We start from the raw sequence: 18,079 nt of genomic DNA, 5'->3' as shown, positions 1-18,079 counted from the left end.
CATACTTGCTCGTCGACTTGTAGGTCAGGCCGTTGTAGAAGACGCCGTACCCACCGCCGGGCGGGTAGTGATGGGTCGTGCCGTAGCTGGTGGCGTGTGTCCTGCCGATCTGGTTGTAGGCACAGTTCCTGGTACCGCTCTCGGAGGCGGCCTGGGTAACGGTCGCACCTCCGACGACCATGGCGATCGCCACGACGCCGGTCAGGATCCTTCGAGCACGCATGCGTAACTCCCACTACGTGGAATCACATTGCCGCACTCACAATACTGACAATACAGACAATAATCAATCAAGCAGGCAAGAAACCCCAGGTAGGGCGCCGAGGTGTGCCGACCCTCGCACCGGCAAGGAGGCGCTCCAGACTTCGTCACGCTCCCAGCAGCACCATCGCCGCCGACCGTCCCGGGATCCCGCTGACTCCCCCGCCGCGGCGTGCGCCGGCTCCGGCGAGCAGCACCCGCGGGTGCACGGTCTCGACGCCCCACGATCCCGGGGCGTCGAGACCGGCGTCGACCAGCCCCGGCCCGTCCGCGTCGTCGTGGGCCCACGGCCACGACAGGTCACGGTGGAAGATGTGCCCGCCCGGCAGCCCCACCGATCGTTCGATGTCCACCGGCGTGCGGGCCTCCACGCAGGGCTCGCCGCCGGGGCCGTGCCACAGCACGTCCTCGATCGGCTCGGCGAGCACGGAGTCCAGCGATCGCAGCGTCGCCGCGAGCGCCGCCTCCCGAGCGCCGTCGTCGTCCGCGCGGAAGAGCCGGGCCGGCATGTGCAGCCCGAAGAGGGTGAGCGTCTGCGCCCCGGCCGCGCGCAGCTCCGGTCCGAGGATCGAGTCGTCGGTCAGGGAGTGGCAGTAGATCTCGCAGGGCGGCACCTCGGGGATGCGTCCTGCCGCCGCCTGGGCGTGGGCGGCCTGGAGCTGGTCGTACGACTCGTTGACGTGGAAGGTGCCGCTGAACGCCGCGACCGGGTCGACGTCCTCGCGCAGCCGTGGCAGCCGCCGCAGCAGCAGGTTGACCTTGAGCTGGGCACCCTCGGGCACGGCGGCAGTGCTGCGGCCCGACGGCGCCGCACCGGCGGCGTCGAGCAGCGCGTCCAGCGTGGCGGGTGCCGCCCCGCTGAGGACCGCGCCGGCCACGGCGCCGTGCGTGACGCCGTCGTCGTCCGTCCAGCTCACCTGCGCGTCGGTCGCCGCCGTACCCGGGTCGACGGCGGTCACGGTGGCGCCGGTGACGATCGTCGCCCCGGCCGCGAGCGCCGCGTCCCGCAGCGCACCGGACACGGCCCCCATCCCGCCGACGGGCACGTCCCAGTCCCCCGTGCCGCCGCCGATGACGTGGTACAGGAAGCAGCGGTTCTGGATCAGCGAGGTGTCCTCGAGGTCGGCGAACGTCCCGATGAGCCCGTCGGTCGCGGCCACGCCCCGCACGACGTCGGAGGCGAACCGGGAGCGCAGGGTCTCGCCGAGCGGTTGCTCGACGACGGCGCGCCAGGTGGCGTCGTCGTCCACCCGCGCGCGGGCCTCGCGGCGGCTGAGCAGCGGCTCGGTGACGGACCCGAACAACCGGGCGGCCATCCGCCCGAGGTCGGCGGAGAAGGACTGCCAGGCCGCGTGGTCGGCTCCGGCGCCGAGCGCCTCGAACGAGGCCCGCGTGACGTCGTCGGACCCGGTGTCCACGAGCAGCCCGCGGTCTCCGACGGGGGTGTACGAGGAGTACCGGCGCCGGCGCAGGGTGAGGCCCAGGCCGAGCTCGTCGACGACCTGGCGCGGCATCAGCGAGACCAGGTAGGAGTACCGCGACAGCCGCGCGTCCACCCCGTCGAACACCCGCGCCGAGACGGCCGCCCCGCCCACGTGGCCCAGACGTTCCAGCACCAGCACCGAGCGGCCGGCCCGCGCGAGGTAGGCGGCGGCGGTCAGTCCGTTGTGGCCCCCGCCGACGACCACGGCGTCGTAGCGGGCGGCGGTGCGGGACGCGGTGGCGGGTTCCATGCGAGTCATCGTGGCACGGCGGGTAACGTCACCGGCGTGAAGATCCTCGTGCCGAGCAACGTGCCCTTCGACCTGACGATCGACGTCGAGGGGGTCGAGGTCGCGCCGTACGTGATGCGCGACCCCGTGCCCGAGGAGCACACCGACGCCGAGGCGATCGTCACCTGGGCGAGCCCGCAGCGCGTCATGGACGACGCGGCGCGACGGCTGACGGACCTGCGCTGGGTCCAGACCCTCAACGCCGGGCCGGACCAGGCGCTCGCCACCGGGTTCGCCCCGGGGGTCGTCATCGCCTCCGGCCGCAGCCTGCACGACGCCACCGTGGCCGAGCACACCCTCGCCCTGCTCCTGGCGTCCGTGCGGCGGATCGACCGCACGCTGGCGGCGCAGCGCCACCACGAGTGGGATCGGGACCTGGGCCGCGAGCAGGCGCGCGACGAGCGGGCGTTCACGCTGCACGGCGCGCACGTGGTGGTCTGGGGGTTCGGGTCCATCGCGGCGCGCCTGGCCCCGCTGCTGGAGGCGCTCGGTGCGCGGGTGTCCGGTATCGCGTCGTCCGACGGCGAGCGGTACGGCCACCCGGTGGCCGGCCGGGACCGGCTGGCCGAGGTGCTGCCCAACGCCGACGTGCTGATCTCGCTGCTGCCCGCCACCGAGGCCACCCACCACGCCCTGGACGCCGACGTGCTCTCGCTGCTGCCCGCGCACGCCCGGTTCGTCAACGCCGGACGCGGCGCCACCGTGGACGAGGCGGCGCTCGCCGCGGCGCTGCGCGCGGGGACGCTGGCCGGGGCGGCCCTTGACGTCACCGAGACCGAACCGCTGCCGGCGGACTCGGAGCTGTGGGACGCGCCGCACCTGATCCTCACCCCGCACGTGGCCGGCGGCCGGCCGCAGGGCGCCGCCGCGTTCGTCACCGCGCAGGTGGAGCGCTGGCTCGACGGCGGGGCCGCAGCGCTGGAGAACGTCGTCGAACGCTGATCAGGCGGCGACGCGGCGGCGCTTGCGGTGCCGGCGCTCCTGGACCGCCGTCGCGATGATCGTCACGGCGAAGAGCAGGCCGACCGACCGCAGCCGGTCCTCGGGCGAGGTGGTGGCCAGCACCATGACGAGCAGGCCGAGCACCACCCCGAGGTAGAGGACGAACCAGCCGTGGCGCCGCGGGTCGCCGTCGTCGTGGGCCGACCAGTAGCGGGTCGTGAGCGCCGACGCCGCCGTCGGGCCGAGGATGGTCATGAGGGAGCCGAGGCTGTCGGCGTCGAGCACGGGGTCTCCCGTCCGGCGCGAGGGGGGGAAGGGTCGCCGCCGAGCATAGTGGCCGGGCCCGCTACCAGCGGCCGTGGCGCGGGCGCGGCTGGCACCGCGGGCAGGTGAAGGAGGAGCGGTTCATGAACTCCTCGCGGCGCACCGGCGTCCCGCAGCGCAGGCACGGCTCGCCCGCCCGGGCGTAGACGGCCAACGACCGCGAGAAGTAGCCGGAGGAACCGTTGACGTCGACGTACAACGCGTCGAAGCTCGTCCCGCCCTGGCCCAGCGCCTCGGTCATGACCTCGGTGGCGGCGTCGAGCACGCGACGCACCACCGGACGCGTCATGGCGTCGGTGGCGCGGGCGTAGTGCACGCGGGCGCGCCACAGCGCCTCGTCGGCGTAGATGTTGCCCACTCCGGAGGTGACGGTCTGGTCCAGCAGCGCACGCTTGATGCCGGTCCGACGACGGCGGATCCGCTCCACGAGGCGGTCCCGGTCCAGCGCGGGGTCCAGCAGGTCGCGCGCGATGTGGGCCACCGGCTCCGGTACGGCGGCCAGCGGGCTGCCGTACCCGCCGGGCGCACCGTCCGGCGTCGGGGCCAGGTCCGCCACGGACAGGTGACCGAAGGTCCGCTGGTCGACGAAGTCGAGGTAGCGGGCCCCCGACGGCGCGCCGTCCAGGTGCAGCCGGACACGGCGGTGCGGGTGCGCCCACTCCCCCGCGACCGCCGGGTCGCGCACGAGGAGCTGCCCGGACATGCCCAGGTGCGCCAGCAGCGCGGACGCGGGAGCGCCGTCGGGGCCGGTGCCGGCCAGCGGGAGCCAGAGGTACTTCCCGCGGCGGGCGGCACCGATGATGCGAGCGCCGCGGAGCTGGTCGGTGAACGCGGCCGGGCCGCCGTCGTGCCGCCGCACCGAGTAGTCCCGGAACACCTCGGCGTCGCGCACCACGGCACCCACGACGAGTCGGTCGAGGCCGTCGCGGACGGTCTCGACCTCGGGGAGCTCAGGCACCGGAGGGCTGCTCCGCGCCGTCGTCGGACGTGCCGCCGTCCGGGGCACCGCTGTCCGGCGCACCGCCGGGGGCCGCCTCGCCCGGCAGGGGCAGCGCCGTCACGGCACGGTAGGCCTGCTCGGCCGCCGCCTGCTCGGCGTGCTTCTTGGCCGTACCGACGCCCATGCCGATGACCGGCCCCGCGGTGACCTGCGCACTGAACCTGCGCGCGTGCTCGGGCCCCTCGCCCGTCACCTCGTAGACCGGGGCGGTGAACCCGCGCTCGGCGGCGGCCTCCTGCAGGGAGGTCTTCCAATCCAGGCCCGCGCCGAGATCGGCCGCGGCGTCCATCGTCGCGTCGACCAGCCGGTGCACGAGCTCGCGTGCCGTCTCCAGGCCGTGCGACAGGTACGTCGCGCCGAGCAGGGCCTCGACCGTGTCCGACAGGATCGAGTCCTTGTCGAAGCCGCGCGTGCGCAGCTCGCCCTTGCCCAGCAGCACGTAGCTGCCCAGGTCGAGCCGGCGCGCGACCGCCGCCAGGGACCGCTGCGAGACCGTCGCCGCCCGCATCTTCGCCAGCGCACCCTCGGACTTGTCCGGGTGCCGCCGGTACAGCGCCTCGGTCACCACCAGTCCCAGCACCGTGTCCCCGAGGAACTCGAGCCGCTCGTTGGTGGGGATGCCGCCGGCCTCGTGCGCGAACGACCGGTGCGTCAGCGCAAGCACGAGAAGCTCGGGATCCAGGTGGACCCCGAGCTTCTCGAGAAGAGCGGTCGGCTCCGGACGATTCCGGGTGCCGCGCGGGTGCATGTCAGCCCGCGTGCTCGGTGCGCAGCGCCTCGGCGTACTGGCGGTCCTTGTACGCGCCGCAGGTGGGGCACGCGGCGTGGGACAGCTTCTGCCCCTTGCAGTTCGGGCAGGTGGCGAGGGGCGCCGCGGTGGTCTTCCACTGCGAGCGGCGCGCACGGGTGTTGCTGCGCGACATCTTGCGCTTGGGAACAGCCACGGTCAGCTCTCTTTCGTCTCGTCGGACACGCTCGACTCCTCGAGCATGGTCTGCAGCGCCGCCCAGCGAGGGTCGACGACGTCATGGTGGTGCTCGGGGTCGTCCTCGAGCCGCGCTCCGCACTCGGAGCACAGGCCGGGGCAGTCCTGCCGGCACAGCGGTTGAAATGGTAGTGCAGTCACGAGCGAATCCCGAACCACGGGTTCGAGGTCCGCCAGGTCGTCCGTCAGCTCGGGCTCGTCCTCGGCGTCCTCGTCACCGGCGTCGTCGGCCGCCTCGGCCCGCTCCGGGTAGACGAACAGCTCCTGGACGCGCACCGTGACCTCGTCACGGACCTCGTCCAGGCAGCGGACGCACTCGCCCACCGCCGTGCCGCGCACGACCCCGGTGACCAGCACACCCTCCAGCACGGCCTCGAGCCGCAGCCCGAGCGTGAGGTCCGCACCCTCGGGCACGCCGATGACCGCCGTCCCCAGGTCGGCAGGTGCGGCGACGACGCGCGCGACCTCCCGCATGGTGCCGGGACGCCGCGAGAGCTCGTGCGTGTCGAGCACGAGCGGCGAGCGCTTCTCGGTGGTGATGACGAACTCCTGGGATGACAGGCCGGGCGCGCCGATGACGGCGTGCGGCCGGTGGGGTGGGTGCACCGGTGGTTTCCGGTGGTGGGCGGCCCGAACGGGCCAACGCCACAGTCTACGCGATCGCCCGACGGCGTCCAACGGGCCGTGGACGTGATCTGTGCAACGCCGCCGCCGGCGTCGCGCGCCGCTCAGGCGGTGCGGCGGTCCGCGCCGTCGCCCTCCCCCGGCCAGTCCGGGTCGGGCACCGCGTCCCAGCGCACCCGCGGCGCGTCGCGCAGCCGCTCGGCGAGCCGGGCGCGCCCGGCCTGCACCTGGCCGCTCAGCCGGCCCAGGTCCGCCTCGAAGTCGGCGAGCCGGCTGTCGCAGTACTCGTCGGCGTCGGCCCGCAGACCCTCGGCCTTCTGCCGGGCCTCGGCGACGATCTCGGCGGCGCGGGACTCGGCCTGCACCACCACCTGCTCGTCCTGGACCAGCTCGAGCGCCCGGGCCCGCGCGGTCGCCAGGATCTCCTCGGCCTTGCGGTGCGCCTGCTCCAGCGTGTGCTCGGCGTCGGCGAGCACCTGGTCGGCGCGGGCGACCTGCGTCGGCAGGTTCTGGCGCAGCTCGTCGACGAGGCCGAGCGCCTGGTCGCGGTCGACCTTGACGTTCGTCGACAGCGGTGACGTCCGCGCGTTCTCGACCAGGGCGGACAGGTCGTCGATGATCTCGAGCAGACCGGCCGTCGGGTTCTGGGTGGTGTCGGTCATCTCGTGCTCCTCACGCTCGGTGCGCGATCGCGGCGCGCACCGCCTCGGCCGCGGCGGGCGGCACCAGGTCGTCGATCGGCCCGCCGTGCCGGGCGATGTCCTTGACCAACGACGACGCCACGTGGGCGTAGCGCTGGTCCCCCGGCACGAACACGGTCTCCACGCCGCTCAGGTGTCGGTTCATCAGGGCCATGGGCAGCTCGCCGTCGAAGTCCGCCCCGCCGCGCAGGCCCTTGACGACGGCGGCGGCCCCCACCCGGCGGCAGAAGTCGGTCAGCAGGCCGGGAACCTGCTCCACGCGGACCTCGGCGAGCTCGGGATCGTCGTCCAGGGCCGCACGGGCGAGCTCGACACGCTCCTCGGCCTCGAGCAGGGCGTTCTTGGCGGCGTTGCGGGCCACGCCCACCACCACGACGTCGAACAGGCGGTTCGCGCGCCGCACGACGTCGAGGTGACCGAGCGTGATGGGGTCGAAGGACCCGGGACAGACTGCGATGCTCACGCGGCCACCGTAGGCGGACCGGTCACGAATCGGCGGGATTTGTCTCGGCGTCGCGCGGTTCGGCGTAGTGCACCGTGGTGTCCCCGTAGGTCTTGGCGGCGAACGGTGCGAGGCCGGGCGGCCAGCCCGGCTCCCCGCTGCGCCGGGCCCGCTCCACGACCACGACGGCGTCCGACCCCAGGACGCCCGGTGCCGCCAGATCGGCGAGGATCGCGTCCAGCGCGGGGCCGGGCAGGTCGTAGGGCGGGTCCAGGAACACCAGGTCGAACCGGGGCGCACCGCCACCCCCGTCGGCGGCGAGCCGCGCCACGCAGCGTTCGGCCGGTTCGGCGAGAACCCGCACGGTGTGCCCGAGCCCGAGGGAGGACACGTTGCGGCGGGCGACGTCCGCCGCCCTGCGGGCCGCGTCCACGAGCACGACCTCGGCCGCGCCGCGGCTCGCGGCCTCGATGCCGAGCGCCCCGGAACCCGCGAACAGGTCGAGGACACGGGCGTCGGCCAGCACCCCGAGGTGCTCCAGCCGGGAGAACAGCGCCTCGCGCACCCTCTCGCTGGTGGGCCGCGTGCCCGACGGCGGGACGGCGAGCGAGCGCCCGCCGAGGGTTCCGGCGACGATCCTGGTCATGGCCACGAGGGTAGCCGCGCACCGGCGCCGCGCCCTCACGTCCGCTCCAGGAACTCCTCCTGCTCGGAGTCGAGCTGGACGGCGATCGCGCGGGCCAGCTCCGGGTGGCCTTCCAGGTCCGGGTCGGCATCCACGACGCCGGCAGCCTCCGTGCGGGCCTCGGCGATGAGATCGGCGTCCTTGACGACCCGCAGCAGCCGCAGCGAGCTGGTCCGCCCGGACTGCGCGGCGCCCAGGACGTCACCCTCGGACCGCAGCTCCAGGTCGAGCGTGGCCAGCTCGAACCCGTCCGTGGTGTCCGCGAGCGCCTCCACCCGGGCGGCCGCCGGTGTCCCCGGCCGGGCCGTGGAGACCAGCAGGCACAGACCGTGGTCCCTGCCGCGCCCGATGCGTCCCCGCAGCTGGTGGAGCTGGGAGATGCCGAACCGGTCGGCGTCGAAGACCACCATCACGGTCGCCTCGGGGACGTCCACCCCGACCTCGACGACGGTGGTCGAGACCAGCACGGGCGCCTCCCCCGCGGCGAAGCGGGCCATGGCGGTGTCCTTGTCGGCCGCGGCCATCTGGCCGTGCAGCACCCCGATCTCGACGCCGTCGAGCCGTGGGGTCGAGCGGAGCATGTCGGCCACCTCGAGCACGGCGCGCAGCGGTGCCCGGTCCGGCGCCTCGCCGTCGGAGATCTCGAGGAACTCGGGCACGTCGTCGAACTCCGCCGCGGCCCGGCGTGACCGCCCGGGTGCGCCGTCGTCCCCGTCGAGCGCGACGTCGTCGTCCGGGTGGATGCGCGGGCACACGACGTAGGCGCGCCGCCCGGCGTCGACCTCCTCGCGGACCTTCTCCCAGACGCGTTCCATCCAGCGCGGGTTGTCCGCGGGGACCACGTGGGAGTCCGTACCGGACCGCCCGGCCGGGATCTGGGTCAGGGTCGACGTCGTCAGGTCGCCGAACACCGTCATCGCGACCGTGCGCGGGATCGGGGTGGCCGTCATGACGAGCAGGTGCGGGGCCACGCGCGCCTTGGCCCGCAGGGCGTCGCGCTGCTCGACCCCGAAGCGGTGCTGCTCGTCGACCACGACCAGTCCGAGGTCGGCGAACTGCACCTGGTCGCCCAGCAGGGCGTGGGTGCCGACGACGATCCCGGCCTCCCCGCTCGCGGCCTCCAGCAGCGCGCTCTTGCGGGCCGCGGCCCCCAGGGACCCCGTCAGGAGCGCGACCCGGGTGCCGTTCGCGGCGCCGCCGAGCAGGCCACCCTCGGCCAGCGGACCGAGCATCGACCGCAGGGTCCGCGCGTGCTGGGCGGCCAGCACCTCGGTGGGCGCGAGCAGCGCGGCCTGACCGCCGGCGTCGACCACCTGGAGCATGGCGCGCAGCGCGACGATCGTCTTGCCGGAGCCGACCTCGCCCTGCAGGAGCCGCTGCATGGGCCGGGCACGGGCCAGGTCGGCGGCGATCTCGGCGCCGACGGCGTGCTGCCCGTCGGTGAGCGTGAAGGGCAGGGCGGCGTCGAAGTCGGCCAGCGTCCCGTCGGCCCGGGCGGGCCGTGCCGTGGCCTCCTCGGCGGCGGCGGCCGCACGTCGCTGCGCCAGGGCGGCCTGCAGCACGAACGCCTCCTCGAAGCGCAGGCGGCGGCGCCCGGACTGCCAGTGCGGGGCCGAGTCCGGGACGTGCACGGCACGCAGGGCGTCCAACCGGCTCGGCAGCCCGAGGCGGGCGCGCACCTCGTCCGGGACGGGGTCGGGGACGTCCTGCGCGCCCAGCGGGTCCAGCACCGTGCGCACGGCCCGCTGGATCCGCCAGGTCGGCACCGACGCGGTCGCCGGGTAGATCGGGATCGGCCGGGAAGCCTCGGTGAGGGCCTCCTCGTCGTCGTCGGCGTCGACGCCGACCAGCACGTAGTCCGGGTGGGTGAGCTGGCGTGTCCCGCGGTACTCCGAGACGACGCCGGTGAACAGTCCCGACCGACCGGGCCGCAGCTTGTCCTCGTGCGGACGCAGGGCCCCGGCCCGCTTGGCGAAGAAGGTCAGCGCCAGCTCGTGCCGCCCGTCGGTGACCGTGGCCTGCAGCAGCGCCCCGCCGCGCGAGCGCATCTGCCGCACCGTGGCGCTGGCCACGCGAGCCATGACGGTGACGTGCTCACCGAGCTGGAGCCGGTCCATGTCCGTCAGGGTGCCCGGGTCGCCGTAGCGGCGGGGGTAGTGGCGGAGCAGGTCGTCGACCGTGACCAGGCCCATCTTCTCCAGCGGACCGGCGGCCCGCTTGCCGAGGGACGTGGCCAGCGGCTCGGCCAGGCGCGGCGTCACCACGAGCCCTCGCCCGACGAGCCCAGGACCGGCTCGGTCGCGTCCACCGGTTCGACGCCGACGGCCACGTCGGTGCCGGGGCGCCCCGTCGCCAGGACGACGACGTCGGCACCGGCCGTCGCGCGCTCGGCGCGGGCGACCAGGTCGTCCACCACGCCGGGCGGGACGTCCTCGTCGGGCAGGATCGCCACGATCCCGGCCTCGTCGCCGTCGCCGACCAGATCGTCCAGGAGCGTGCCGACGTCGGCGGCGGCCCCGCGGACGGTGCGCAGCCGGCCGAGCACGGAGCGCACGACGCCGGGCAGGTCCGCACCGGCCGGACCCGAGGCGTCCGCCGCGTCGGCCAGCGCCGAGACGGCGGACGCGAGGTGCACGTCGCTGCGGACGGTCACGACGTCGACGACCGGCGGCGCCTCTGCCTCGCCGCGGGCCGCGAGCGCCGCGTCCAGCGCCGGACCGACGAACGCCTCGCCGGCCAGCACGAGCACGTGCGGCGTACCGGTCCCGAACACCGTCTGGGCCAGGTCGTCGACCGTCGGGGCGGTGCCCAGGTCGAGCAGGACGACGGCGCCACCGCGCGCGAGCTCGCCGGCCAGGGCGGGGGCGGACGTCGTCACCACGACGGCCCAGTCGGCGGGGGGCACCGCCAGGTGCCGCACGTACACGTGGGAGATCTCGCCGCGGCGTGCCCACCGACGCGCCACCGCGAGCGCCTCGCCCAGGTCGGGCGCGTGGACGTGCGCCTGCCACAACGAGTCGACGGCGTCTCCGGGATCGCCCTCGCTGCCGCCACCGACGACGACGACGGAGTTGCCGACCTCGTCCAGGTCGGCGCGCAGCGCGTCGGCCACGGCGCCGGGTCGGAAGCCCTCGGCCGCGGCGGAACGGTGCAGCACGAACATCAGCTCGACCTCGTCGCTGCTGCCGGGCGCAGGCTCGGCCACGGCACCGGCGTACGGCGGCGGCTGGTCCGCGGTGGGCGCCCAGCCGCGCAGGTCCAGGTCGAGCAGCACGGGCGCCATGCTGCCGGCCGCCTCCGACACGGCGGCGGGGTCCGCGGCGCCGTGGGCACCGGGCGCGCCGTCGGCGACGTGCCGCTGGGCCTGCGCGAGCGAGGCGAGGACCAGCACGAGGCCGCACGCGCCGGCGTCGAGGACCCCGGCGTCGCGCAGCGGCGCGAGCGAGCCGACGCTGCGCAGCGCCGCCTCCCGCGCCCCGCGGCGCGCGGCGTCGAGCACCGGCAGCCGTTCGGGGGATCCCAGCGGTCCCACCATCCCGCCGGCCTCGGCGTGCCGGGCCGCAGCGGCCGCGGCGTCCGCGGCGGTGAGGATCGTGCCGGGTGCCGGGTGCGCGACGGCCCGGCGGGCCGAGCTCGCCGCGACGTCGAGGCCGACGCCGAGGCTGTCGCGCCGGCTGGCCGCCACGGCCAGTCCGCGCAGCCACTCGCTGAGGATCACGCCCGAGTTGCCCCGTGCTCCCAGCAGGGCGGCCCGGGCGGCGAGCCGCAGCAGGCGAGCAGCGCTCACACCGGCGTCGGCGGCGTGCACGGCGGCCGCCGCCTCGCGCACGGTGAGGAACATGTTGGTGCCGGTGTCGCCGTCGGCCACGGGGAAGACGTTGACGCCGTCGAGCTCGCTGCGGGCGGCAGCCAGGGCGTCGACGGCGGCCCGCGCCCAGGTGCGCACCACGGCGGCCTCGAGGAGCTCGGGCTGTTCCACGCCCCCACCGTAGCGGTGACCGAGGGCACGTTGAGGGCGGTCTCGCCGATCGGCTATGATCTTGTGGTTGCCCGGACTTCGGGCGCCCCCAAGACCACCACATTCACGTCCTGCTGCCCTGGCGCGGGACGTGCTCGACGATTCAGGAGACACCGTGGCTGCCAACTGCGACGTCTGCGGCAAGGGCCCGAGCTTCGGGCACAGCATCTCGCACTCGCACATCCGCACCAAGCGCCGTTGGAACCCCAACATCCAGCGCGTGCGCGCCGTCGTCGCGGGCACCCCCAAGCGTGTGAACGTCTGCACGTCGTGCCTCAAGGCCGGCAAGGTCCAGCGCCAGGCCTGACGCCTGGGCGCCGCACGGCGCACCGCACGATGCGAAGCCCGTCGGGTCGGACCCGGCGGGCTTCTCGTCGTGGTGCAAAGAGTTCGTGAAGCGTTCACCAATACCCATTGGCGTGGCGCCGGTGCCGTGGCAGGCTGAGCCCATGATGGTGGAGACCGACAACGACGTGCTGATCCGGCCCGCGACCCCGTCCGACGCCGCGGCCATCGCCCGCGTCCACCTCACGTCGTGGCGGGGTGCCTACGCCCACGTGCTGCCGGCCGAGTACCTCGACTCCCTCGACGTCGACGAACGGGCCTCCCGGTGGGAGAAGATCCTCGACGCCGGCCGCGGCACCACGCTCGTCGCGGAGGCGGACGGGCGCACCCTCGGGTTCGCCAGCTACGGTCCGTCGCGGGACGAGGACGCCGAGAACGGCTGCCTGGAGCTCTACGCCATCTACCTCGACCCCGAGTCCTGGGGGCGCGGGGTCGCGCGGGACCTCATGCGCACCGTGCTCGCGGACGTGCCGACCGACGTGCAGATGACGCTGTGGGTGCTCTCGGAGAACGACCGCGCCCACCACTTCTACCGGCGGCACGGGTTCCAGCCCGACGGCGTCGAGCGCATGGAGGACATCGCCGAGGTGCCGGTCACGGAGATCCGCTTCTCCCGCCCGCCCGAGCGCTGACCCGCAGCACAGCGGACGGTGCGGGCCAAGGCACGAGGCACGCGCCGGGAGCGCAGCACAGGGACAGCGCGACCACGGGCCCGAGCGCTGACCCGCAGCGCAGCGGACGGTGCGGGCCGAGGCACGAGGCACGCGCCGGGAGCGCAGCACAGGGGCAGCGCGACCACGGGCCCGAGCGCTGACCCGCAGCGCAGCGGACGGTGCGGGCCGAGGCACGAGGCACGCGCCGGGAGCGCAGCACAGGGGCAGCGCGACCACGGGCCCGAGCGCTGACCCGCAGCGCAGCGGACGGTGCGGGCCGAGGCACGAGGCACGCGCCGGGAGCGCAGCACAGGGGCAGCGCGACCACGGGCCCGAGCGCTGACCCGCAGCACAGGGGCAGCGCACCCCGTCGCTGTGGGTATGAAATTGACGGCCGCGGGCCAGCCGCGACCGTCAATTTCATACCCACAGCGACGGGGTGCGGGGTGGCGGTCAGGGCCGGAAGTGGTCCCAGCCCGGCGTCGTGTCGGGCAGCCGCCCGTCGAGGAGCACGGCCGGTCCCCGATCGGCCGACGTCGCCACGACGTCGCCGATCACCCGGAACCCGTCGGGCAGCCCACGGTCGGCCGTCTCGGGGCCGAACGTGGCGAGCAGCCCGTGGTCCTCGCCCCCGGACAGCACCCAGTCCTGGGCCCGGCGCGGACCGTCCACGGAGTCGTCGACCAGGGCCAGCTCGACGGCGGCCGGCACGAGCCGGGTGACGTCCCACGCCAGGGCGCCGCCGGCGAGGTCGACGACGACGCCGCTGCTGCGGGCGAGACGACCGGCGTCGCGCAGGAGCCCGTCGGAGACGTCGAGCATCGCCGTCGCCCCGGCGTCCGCCGCGGCCGGCCCCGCCGACAACGGCGACGTGGGCCGCAGGTAGCCCGCCACGAACGGGTGCCACGGACCCGAGGCGCCGGGCGCCCCCGCGGCCGGCTCGGCCGCGCCGTGCGACAGCAGGTCGAGACCCGCGGCCGACACGCCGAGCGAACCCGCGACGGCCAGGACGTCACCGGGCCGCGCGCCGGAGCGGAGCACCGGTGCCCGCCCGGCGAGGTCGCCGTGCGCGGTCACCGCGACCACGACCCGTTCCCCCCCGGACAGGTCGCCGCCGACGACGGCCGCACCGGCGGGCGCCGCCGCCGCGGCCAGCCCACGGGCGAGCCCGGTGACCCAGTCCACCTCGAGGTCGGCCGGCACGACGAGCGAGACCACCAGACCCGTCGGCCTCGCCCCCATCGCCGCGACGTCGGCGAGGTTCTGCACGGCCGCCCGGTGGCCGACGTCGTACCCCGTCGACCAGGCACGGCGGAAGTGGTGGTCCTCGACCAGGACGTCGGTGGTCACCACGTAGCGGCCGTCCGGCGCCCGGACGACGGCGGCGTCGTCCCCGGGCCCGACGTCGGTGAGGTCGCCGGCGGGCAGCAACGGGAAGATGCGGCGCAGCAGCTCGGACTCGTCGAGGTCACGGACGCGCGGCGTGGGGTCGGTCACGACCGAACCCTAACCGGCGGAGCACGCCCCGCCGCCAGGTAGCGTGGCCCCGTGCTCGTCCGCCGCCTCCTCGTGCTGCTCGCCGTCCCCTGCGTCGCGCTGCTCGCCGCCTGCACCCCGACGATCGGTGCGGAGCCGGCCGTGGACGCGACGAACCCGGACTGCGCGCCGGTCATGCTGGCGCTCCCGGACGTCCTCGGCGGCGACCTGGACAAGGCACGGACCAACGCGCAGGCCACGGCCGCGTGGGGAGAGCCCGGGGCCGCCGTGACCCTGCGCTGCGGCGTCGCCCAGCCCGACCCGTCGCCGGAGTGCCAGAGCGTGGAGACCCCGCAGGGCACGGTCGACTGGATCGTGCTCGACGACGGCGAGGGCACCTGGCAGTTCACCACCTACGGACGCGACCCCGCGATCCAGGTCACGGTCCCGCCCGCGATCACCGCGGACCACTCCACCTCGTTCATCACCGACCTCACCTCCGCCGTCGTCCTGGTGCCGGCGGACAAGGAGTGCACCTGAGCGGTGTCGGCGGCCCGTGGCACCGTCAGCGGTATGGATCCACGTGTCAGTCTCGTCACCCTCGTCGTCGCCGACCTCGAGGCCGCCCGGCGGTTCTACGTCGCAGGTCTGGGCTGGGAGCCGCTCGTCGACGTCCCCGGTGAGGTCCTCATGTTCCGCACCGGCGAGCGCCTGGTGCTGTCCCTGTGGGACGAGCGGGCAGCCGTGGAGGAGATCGGGCCGGTGGTCCGGGGCGGCACCCCGCCGATGACCCTCGCGCACAACCTCGGCTCCCGGCGCGCGGTGGACCGGGTGCTCGACGACGCGGCGCGGGCGGGTGCCGAGGTCCGGTCCGCGACGGCGCGCGACTGGGGCGGCTACTCGGGCTACTTCACCGACCCGAACGGGTTCCTGTGGGAGGTGGCCCACGCCCCCGGGGAGCTCAGCGAGCTCCTCGTCCCGCCGGGCGACGAGCCGGCGTAGCCCTCACCGCAGGCCGGTGGGCCGTTCGAGGGCGAGCTGGATGAGCTCGTCGACCAGCTCGGCGTAGGTCACGCCGGACGCCTCCCACATGCGCGGGTACATCGAGAACGGCGTGAAGCCGGGCATCGTGTTGATCTCGTTGACGATCACGCGCTGCTCGGGAGTGACGAACACGTCGACGCGGGACAGCCCCTCGGCCTCGACGGCCTCGAAGGTCCGCACGGCGGCGTCGCGGATCTCGGCGACGACGGCGTCCGGCAGGTCGGCCGGGCAGGCCAGCTCCACGTGGGCCTCGTCCAGGTACTTGGCCTCGAAGTCGTAGAAGGCGTGCGTGCCGTCGACGACGATCTCACCGGGCAGCGAGGCCCGGGCCCGGGCACCGTTCCGGCCGCCGAGCACGGCGCACTCGATCTCGCGCCCCTCGATCCCGGCCTCGACCACGACCTTCGGGTCGTGCTCCCGGGCGGCCTCGATCGCGGCGGGCAGGTCGGCGAGGTCGTCGACCCGGGTGATCCCGAGCGAGGACCCGGCGCGCGCCGGCTTGACGAACAGCGGCAGCCCGAGCTTCTCGACGCGGGCGACGCAGGCCTGCGGGTCCGCGACCCACTCGTGCGGCTTGACCACCTCGTACGGACCGACGGGCAGGCCGTGCCCGGCCAGGACCAGCTTCATGAAGTGCTTGTCCATGCCGACGGCGGAGGCCAGGACCCCGGCGCCGACGTAGTGCACGTCGGCGAGCTCGAGCAGCCCCTGGACCGTGCCGTCCTCGCCGAACGGACCGTGCAGCAGCGGGAAGACCACGTCGACCTCACCGAGCACGCTCGGCACCTGACCGGGTTCCAGCACGCGCAGCGAGCTCTCCCCCGTGGTCAGGGACAGCACGACCTCGGCGCCGTCCTCGGAGGTGACCTCCGGCAGGCGGCCGTCGGCGATCTGCCACCGCTCGGCGCGGTCCTCGGCGACCACCCAGCGGCCGGCGCGCGTGATCCCGATGGGGACCACGTCGTAGGCCGTGCGGTCGATGGCGCCGAGCACCCCGGCGGCGGTCGCCGCGGAGATGGCGTGCTCGCCGGACCGCCCGCCGAAGAGCAGGGCGACGCGCGGCTTGCGCGCGGGGGCGGAGGGTCGGGTCTCGGACATCGGCCCGACCCTACCGGACCGGCCGGCGCCGGCTCCCCGCCGCCCCCGCGCGCACCGGTCAGGCGGCCTTGAGGTCCTTGCGCAGGATCTTTCCCGCGGCGGACTTCGGGATCGCGTGCGTGAACTCCACGAGGCGCACCTTCTTGTACGGGGCGACCTTGGCGGCCACGTACTCCATGACGTCCTCGGCGGACATCTCGGCACCCTCGGCGAGCACGACGAACGCCTTGGGCAGCTCCTCCCCCGCGCCGTCGGGCACGCCGACGACCGCGGCGTCGGCGATCTTGGGGTGCGCGATGAGCAGTGCCTCGAGCTCGGCCGGCGGCACCTGGTAGCCCTTGTACTTGATGAGCTCCTTGAGCCGGTCGACCACGTAGAACACCCCGTCGGCGTCGATCGTGACGATGTCCCCGGTGTGCAGGAACCCGTCGGAGGTGATCGTGTCGCGGGTCTCCTGCTCGTTGCCGAGGTAGCCGACCATGACGTTCGGGCCGGCGCAGAGCAGCTCGCCGGGTGCGCTCATGCCCTCGCTCGGCTGCTCGATCTCCTCGCCGGTGGCCGGGTCGACGATCTTGGCCTGCATGTTGGGCACCAGCAGGCCGATCGACCCCGGGGAGATGTCGGGACGGTCCACGGGGATGGTGTGGGACACCGGCGACATCTCGCTCATGCCGTAGCCCTGCATCACGCGGGCGTGCGGCAGCCGCTGCTCGACGACGTGCGCGAGGTGCTCGTCGAACGGGGCCGCGCCGGACATCATCATCCGCACGCTGGACAGGTCGGACTCGAGGGCCAGCGGGTGCTTGGCCACCGCGAGCGCGATCGGCGGCGCGACGAACAGCACGGTGGCGCGGTGCTCGGCGATGATGCGCAGGTACTCCGGCAGGTCGAACCGGGGCATCGTGACGACGGACGAGCGCTGGTAGAGCGCGCCGTTCATGAGGACCGTCATGCCGTAGATGTGGAAGAACGGCAGCACGGCCGGGATGACATCCTCGCGGGTGAGCGGGATGTACGGCTCGGCCTGCACCACGTTGGCCACGAGGTTGCGGTGGGTGAGCATGACGCCCTTGGGCAGGCCGGTGGTGCCCGAGGAGTAGGGCAGCACCGCGAGGTGGGTGGACGGGTCGAACGACACCTCGGGCGCGGGCGCGCCGGCGGCCAGCAGGTCGCGCAGGCTCGGGTGCCCCTCGGCGCCGTCCAGCACGACGACGGCGTCGTCCGCCAGGCCGGCGTCCTTCGCGCCCTCGGTCGCCTGCGCGAGCAGGGGCGAGACGGTGAAGAGCGCCGTGGCCCCGGAGGCCACGACCTGCTTGCCGACCTCGGCGCCGGAGGCCAGCGCGTTGATCGAGGTGACGGTGACCCCGGCACGCAGGAGGCCGTGGAAGACGCTGACGAAGGCCGGCACGTTCGGGCTGTGAAGGGCGACCACGTCCCCCACGCCGAGTCCTCGCGCGGCCACGGCCCCGGCGATCGCGTCGACCTGGGCGCGCAGGGCGCCGTAGGTGGTGGTCTCGCCCGTCGGCCCGTCGACGACGGCGACCTTCTCGAGGTCCTGGTCCGTCAGGCCGGCGAACAGGAAGTCGTAGAGGCTGACGTCGGGGATCTCGACGTCAGCATGGGGGCTGCGGATGGCCAACGCTGGCTCCTCTCGTCGGTGCGGTCGTCGTCGACCGCGCTGGCCCCCAGCGTAGCCGACAGAACCGACC

19 protein-coding genes are annotated in these 18,079 nt (G+C 74.7%); 5 read left to right on the top strand and 14 right to left on the bottom strand.

The genetic code is table 11. The features are described 5' to 3' along the window. Positions 1-368 precede the first annotated feature (368 nt). Positions 369-1,994: a phytoene desaturase family protein gene (locus ACIQLL_RS15630; RefSeq protein ID WP_402469077.1), complete on the bottom strand. Its 1,626-nt coding sequence runs from the start codon at positions 1,992-1,994 to the stop codon at positions 369-371. Positions 1,995-2,030: 36 nt separating this feature from the next. Here ACIQLL_RS15630 and ACIQLL_RS15625 point away from each other — a divergent pair, with 36 nt between their 5' ends. Beyond that, positions 2,031-2,975, top strand: a complete 945-nt coding sequence (locus ACIQLL_RS15625) for an NAD(P)-dependent oxidoreductase (RefSeq protein ID WP_402469075.1) — start codon at positions 2,031-2,033, stop codon at positions 2,973-2,975. Here ACIQLL_RS15625 and ACIQLL_RS15620 read toward each other — a convergent pair whose 3' ends face one another. The 10 genes from ACIQLL_RS15620 to ACIQLL_RS15575 all read right to left on the bottom strand — a co-directional run bounded on the left by ACIQLL_RS15620 (position 2,976) and on the right by ACIQLL_RS15575 (position 11,715). Then, entirely contained in the window at positions 2,976-3,260 is a 285-nt protein-coding gene (locus tag ACIQLL_RS15620) for a hypothetical protein (RefSeq protein WP_402469073.1), read from the bottom strand. Positions 3,261-3,321: 61 nt separating this feature from the next. After that, on the bottom strand, positions 3,322-4,257 hold the full coding sequence (gene mutM / locus ACIQLL_RS15615) for a bifunctional DNA-formamidopyrimidine glycosylase/DNA-(apurinic or apyrimidinic site) lyase (RefSeq protein WP_402469071.1): 936 nt from the start codon (positions 4,255-4,257) through the stop codon (positions 3,322-3,324). Continuing rightward, complete coding sequence (gene rnc / locus ACIQLL_RS15610) at positions 4,250-5,047, bottom strand: ribonuclease III (RefSeq protein WP_402469069.1); 798 nt, start codon at positions 5,045-5,047, stop codon at positions 4,250-4,252. Before rnc ends, mutM begins: the two co-directional genes overlap by 8 nt. A 1-nt stretch (position 5,048) precedes the next feature. Continuing rightward, positions 5,049-5,243, bottom strand: coding sequence for a 50S ribosomal protein L32 (rpmF, locus tag ACIQLL_RS15605; protein ID WP_402469066.1), 195 nt, complete (start codon positions 5,241-5,243; stop codon positions 5,049-5,051). A 2-nt stretch (positions 5,244-5,245) separates the two neighbouring features. Continuing rightward, the gene (locus tag ACIQLL_RS15600; protein WP_402469477.1) at positions 5,246-5,797 is read right to left on the bottom strand and encodes a YceD family protein; all 552 of its coding nucleotides are present in this window, start codon (positions 5,795-5,797) and stop codon (positions 5,246-5,248) included. Between the two features lie 215 nt (positions 5,798-6,012). Then, positions 6,013-6,570 carry an ATP synthase subunit B family protein gene (locus tag ACIQLL_RS15595; RefSeq protein ID WP_402469063.1) on the bottom strand — a complete coding sequence of 186 codons (558 nt, stop codon included), beginning with the start codon at positions 6,568-6,570 and terminating at the stop codon, positions 6,013-6,015. A 10-nt stretch (positions 6,571-6,580) separates the two neighbouring features. Then, positions 6,581-7,072: a pantetheine-phosphate adenylyltransferase gene (gene coaD / locus ACIQLL_RS15590; protein WP_402469060.1), complete on the bottom strand. Its 492-nt coding sequence runs from the start codon at positions 7,070-7,072 to the stop codon at positions 6,581-6,583. Positions 7,073-7,094: 22 nt separating this feature from the next. After that, positions 7,095-7,697 carry a 16S rRNA (guanine(966)-N(2))-methyltransferase RsmD gene (gene rsmD, locus ACIQLL_RS15585; RefSeq protein ID WP_402469057.1) on the bottom strand — a complete coding sequence of 201 codons (603 nt, stop codon included), beginning with the start codon at positions 7,695-7,697 and terminating at the stop codon, positions 7,095-7,097. A 35-nt stretch (positions 7,698-7,732) separates the two neighbouring features. Further along, entirely contained in the window at positions 7,733-9,997 is a 2,265-nt protein-coding gene (locus ACIQLL_RS15580) for an ATP-dependent DNA helicase RecG (protein WP_402469055.1), read from the bottom strand. Continuing rightward, a complete protein-coding gene (locus ACIQLL_RS15575) occupies positions 9,994-11,715 on the bottom strand; it encodes a DAK2 domain-containing protein (RefSeq protein ID WP_402469052.1) in 1,722 nt (573 codons plus the stop codon). The genes ACIQLL_RS15580 and ACIQLL_RS15575 overlap by 4 nt, the downstream gene beginning before the upstream one ends. Before the next feature lie 154 nt (positions 11,716-11,869). Between ACIQLL_RS15575 and rpmB the strand changes: the two genes are divergently transcribed. Together rpmB and ACIQLL_RS15565 are read left to right on the top strand one after the other, a co-directional pair. After that, positions 11,870-12,061 (top strand): 50S ribosomal protein L28, encoded by a 192-nt coding sequence (rpmB, locus tag ACIQLL_RS15570; protein WP_402469050.1) that lies wholly within the window; start codon positions 11,870-11,872, stop codon positions 12,059-12,061. Between the two features lie 142 nt (positions 12,062-12,203). Continuing rightward, entirely contained in the window at positions 12,204-12,731 is a 528-nt protein-coding gene (locus ACIQLL_RS15565) for a GNAT family N-acetyltransferase (RefSeq protein WP_402469047.1), read from the top strand. A 474-nt stretch (positions 12,732-13,205) separates the two neighbouring features. Here the strand turns inward: ACIQLL_RS15565 and ACIQLL_RS15560 are convergent, their stop codons facing one another. Further along, a complete protein-coding gene (locus tag ACIQLL_RS15560; RefSeq protein WP_402469045.1) occupies positions 13,206-14,249 on the bottom strand; it encodes a thiamine-phosphate kinase in 1,044 nt (347 codons plus the stop codon). 51 nt (positions 14,250-14,300) lie between these two features. Between ACIQLL_RS15560 and ACIQLL_RS15555 the strand changes: the two genes are divergently transcribed. Together ACIQLL_RS15555 and ACIQLL_RS15550 are read left to right on the top strand one after the other, a co-directional pair. Further along, a complete protein-coding gene (locus tag ACIQLL_RS15555; protein ID WP_402469043.1) occupies positions 14,301-14,768 on the top strand; it encodes a DUF3515 family protein in 468 nt (155 codons plus the stop codon). A 33-nt stretch (positions 14,769-14,801) separates the two neighbouring features. Next, a complete protein-coding gene (locus ACIQLL_RS15550; protein ID WP_402469040.1) occupies positions 14,802-15,230 on the top strand; it encodes a VOC family protein in 429 nt (142 codons plus the stop codon). 3 nt (positions 15,231-15,233) lie between these two features. Here ACIQLL_RS15550 and ACIQLL_RS15545 read toward each other — a convergent pair whose 3' ends face one another. Together ACIQLL_RS15545 and ACIQLL_RS15540 are read right to left on the bottom strand one after the other, a co-directional pair. Then, positions 15,234-16,370 carry a D-alanine--D-alanine ligase family protein gene (locus ACIQLL_RS15545; protein WP_402469038.1) on the bottom strand — a complete coding sequence of 379 codons (1,137 nt, stop codon included), beginning with the start codon at positions 16,368-16,370 and terminating at the stop codon, positions 15,234-15,236. Between the two features lie 58 nt (positions 16,371-16,428). Beyond that, a complete protein-coding gene (locus tag ACIQLL_RS15540; protein ID WP_402469036.1) occupies positions 16,429-18,009 on the bottom strand; it encodes an AMP-binding protein in 1,581 nt (526 codons plus the stop codon). Positions 18,010-18,079 lie beyond the last annotated feature (70 nt).

Source organism: Isoptericola aurantiacus (genome assembly GCF_044769875.1).
GTDB lineage: Bacteria > Actinomycetota > Actinomycetes > Actinomycetales > Cellulomonadaceae > Isoptericola > Isoptericola aurantiacus.
The sequence above is the reverse complement of the archived record's forward strand: the minus strand, read 5'-3'. Positions and strand labels throughout refer to the sequence as shown.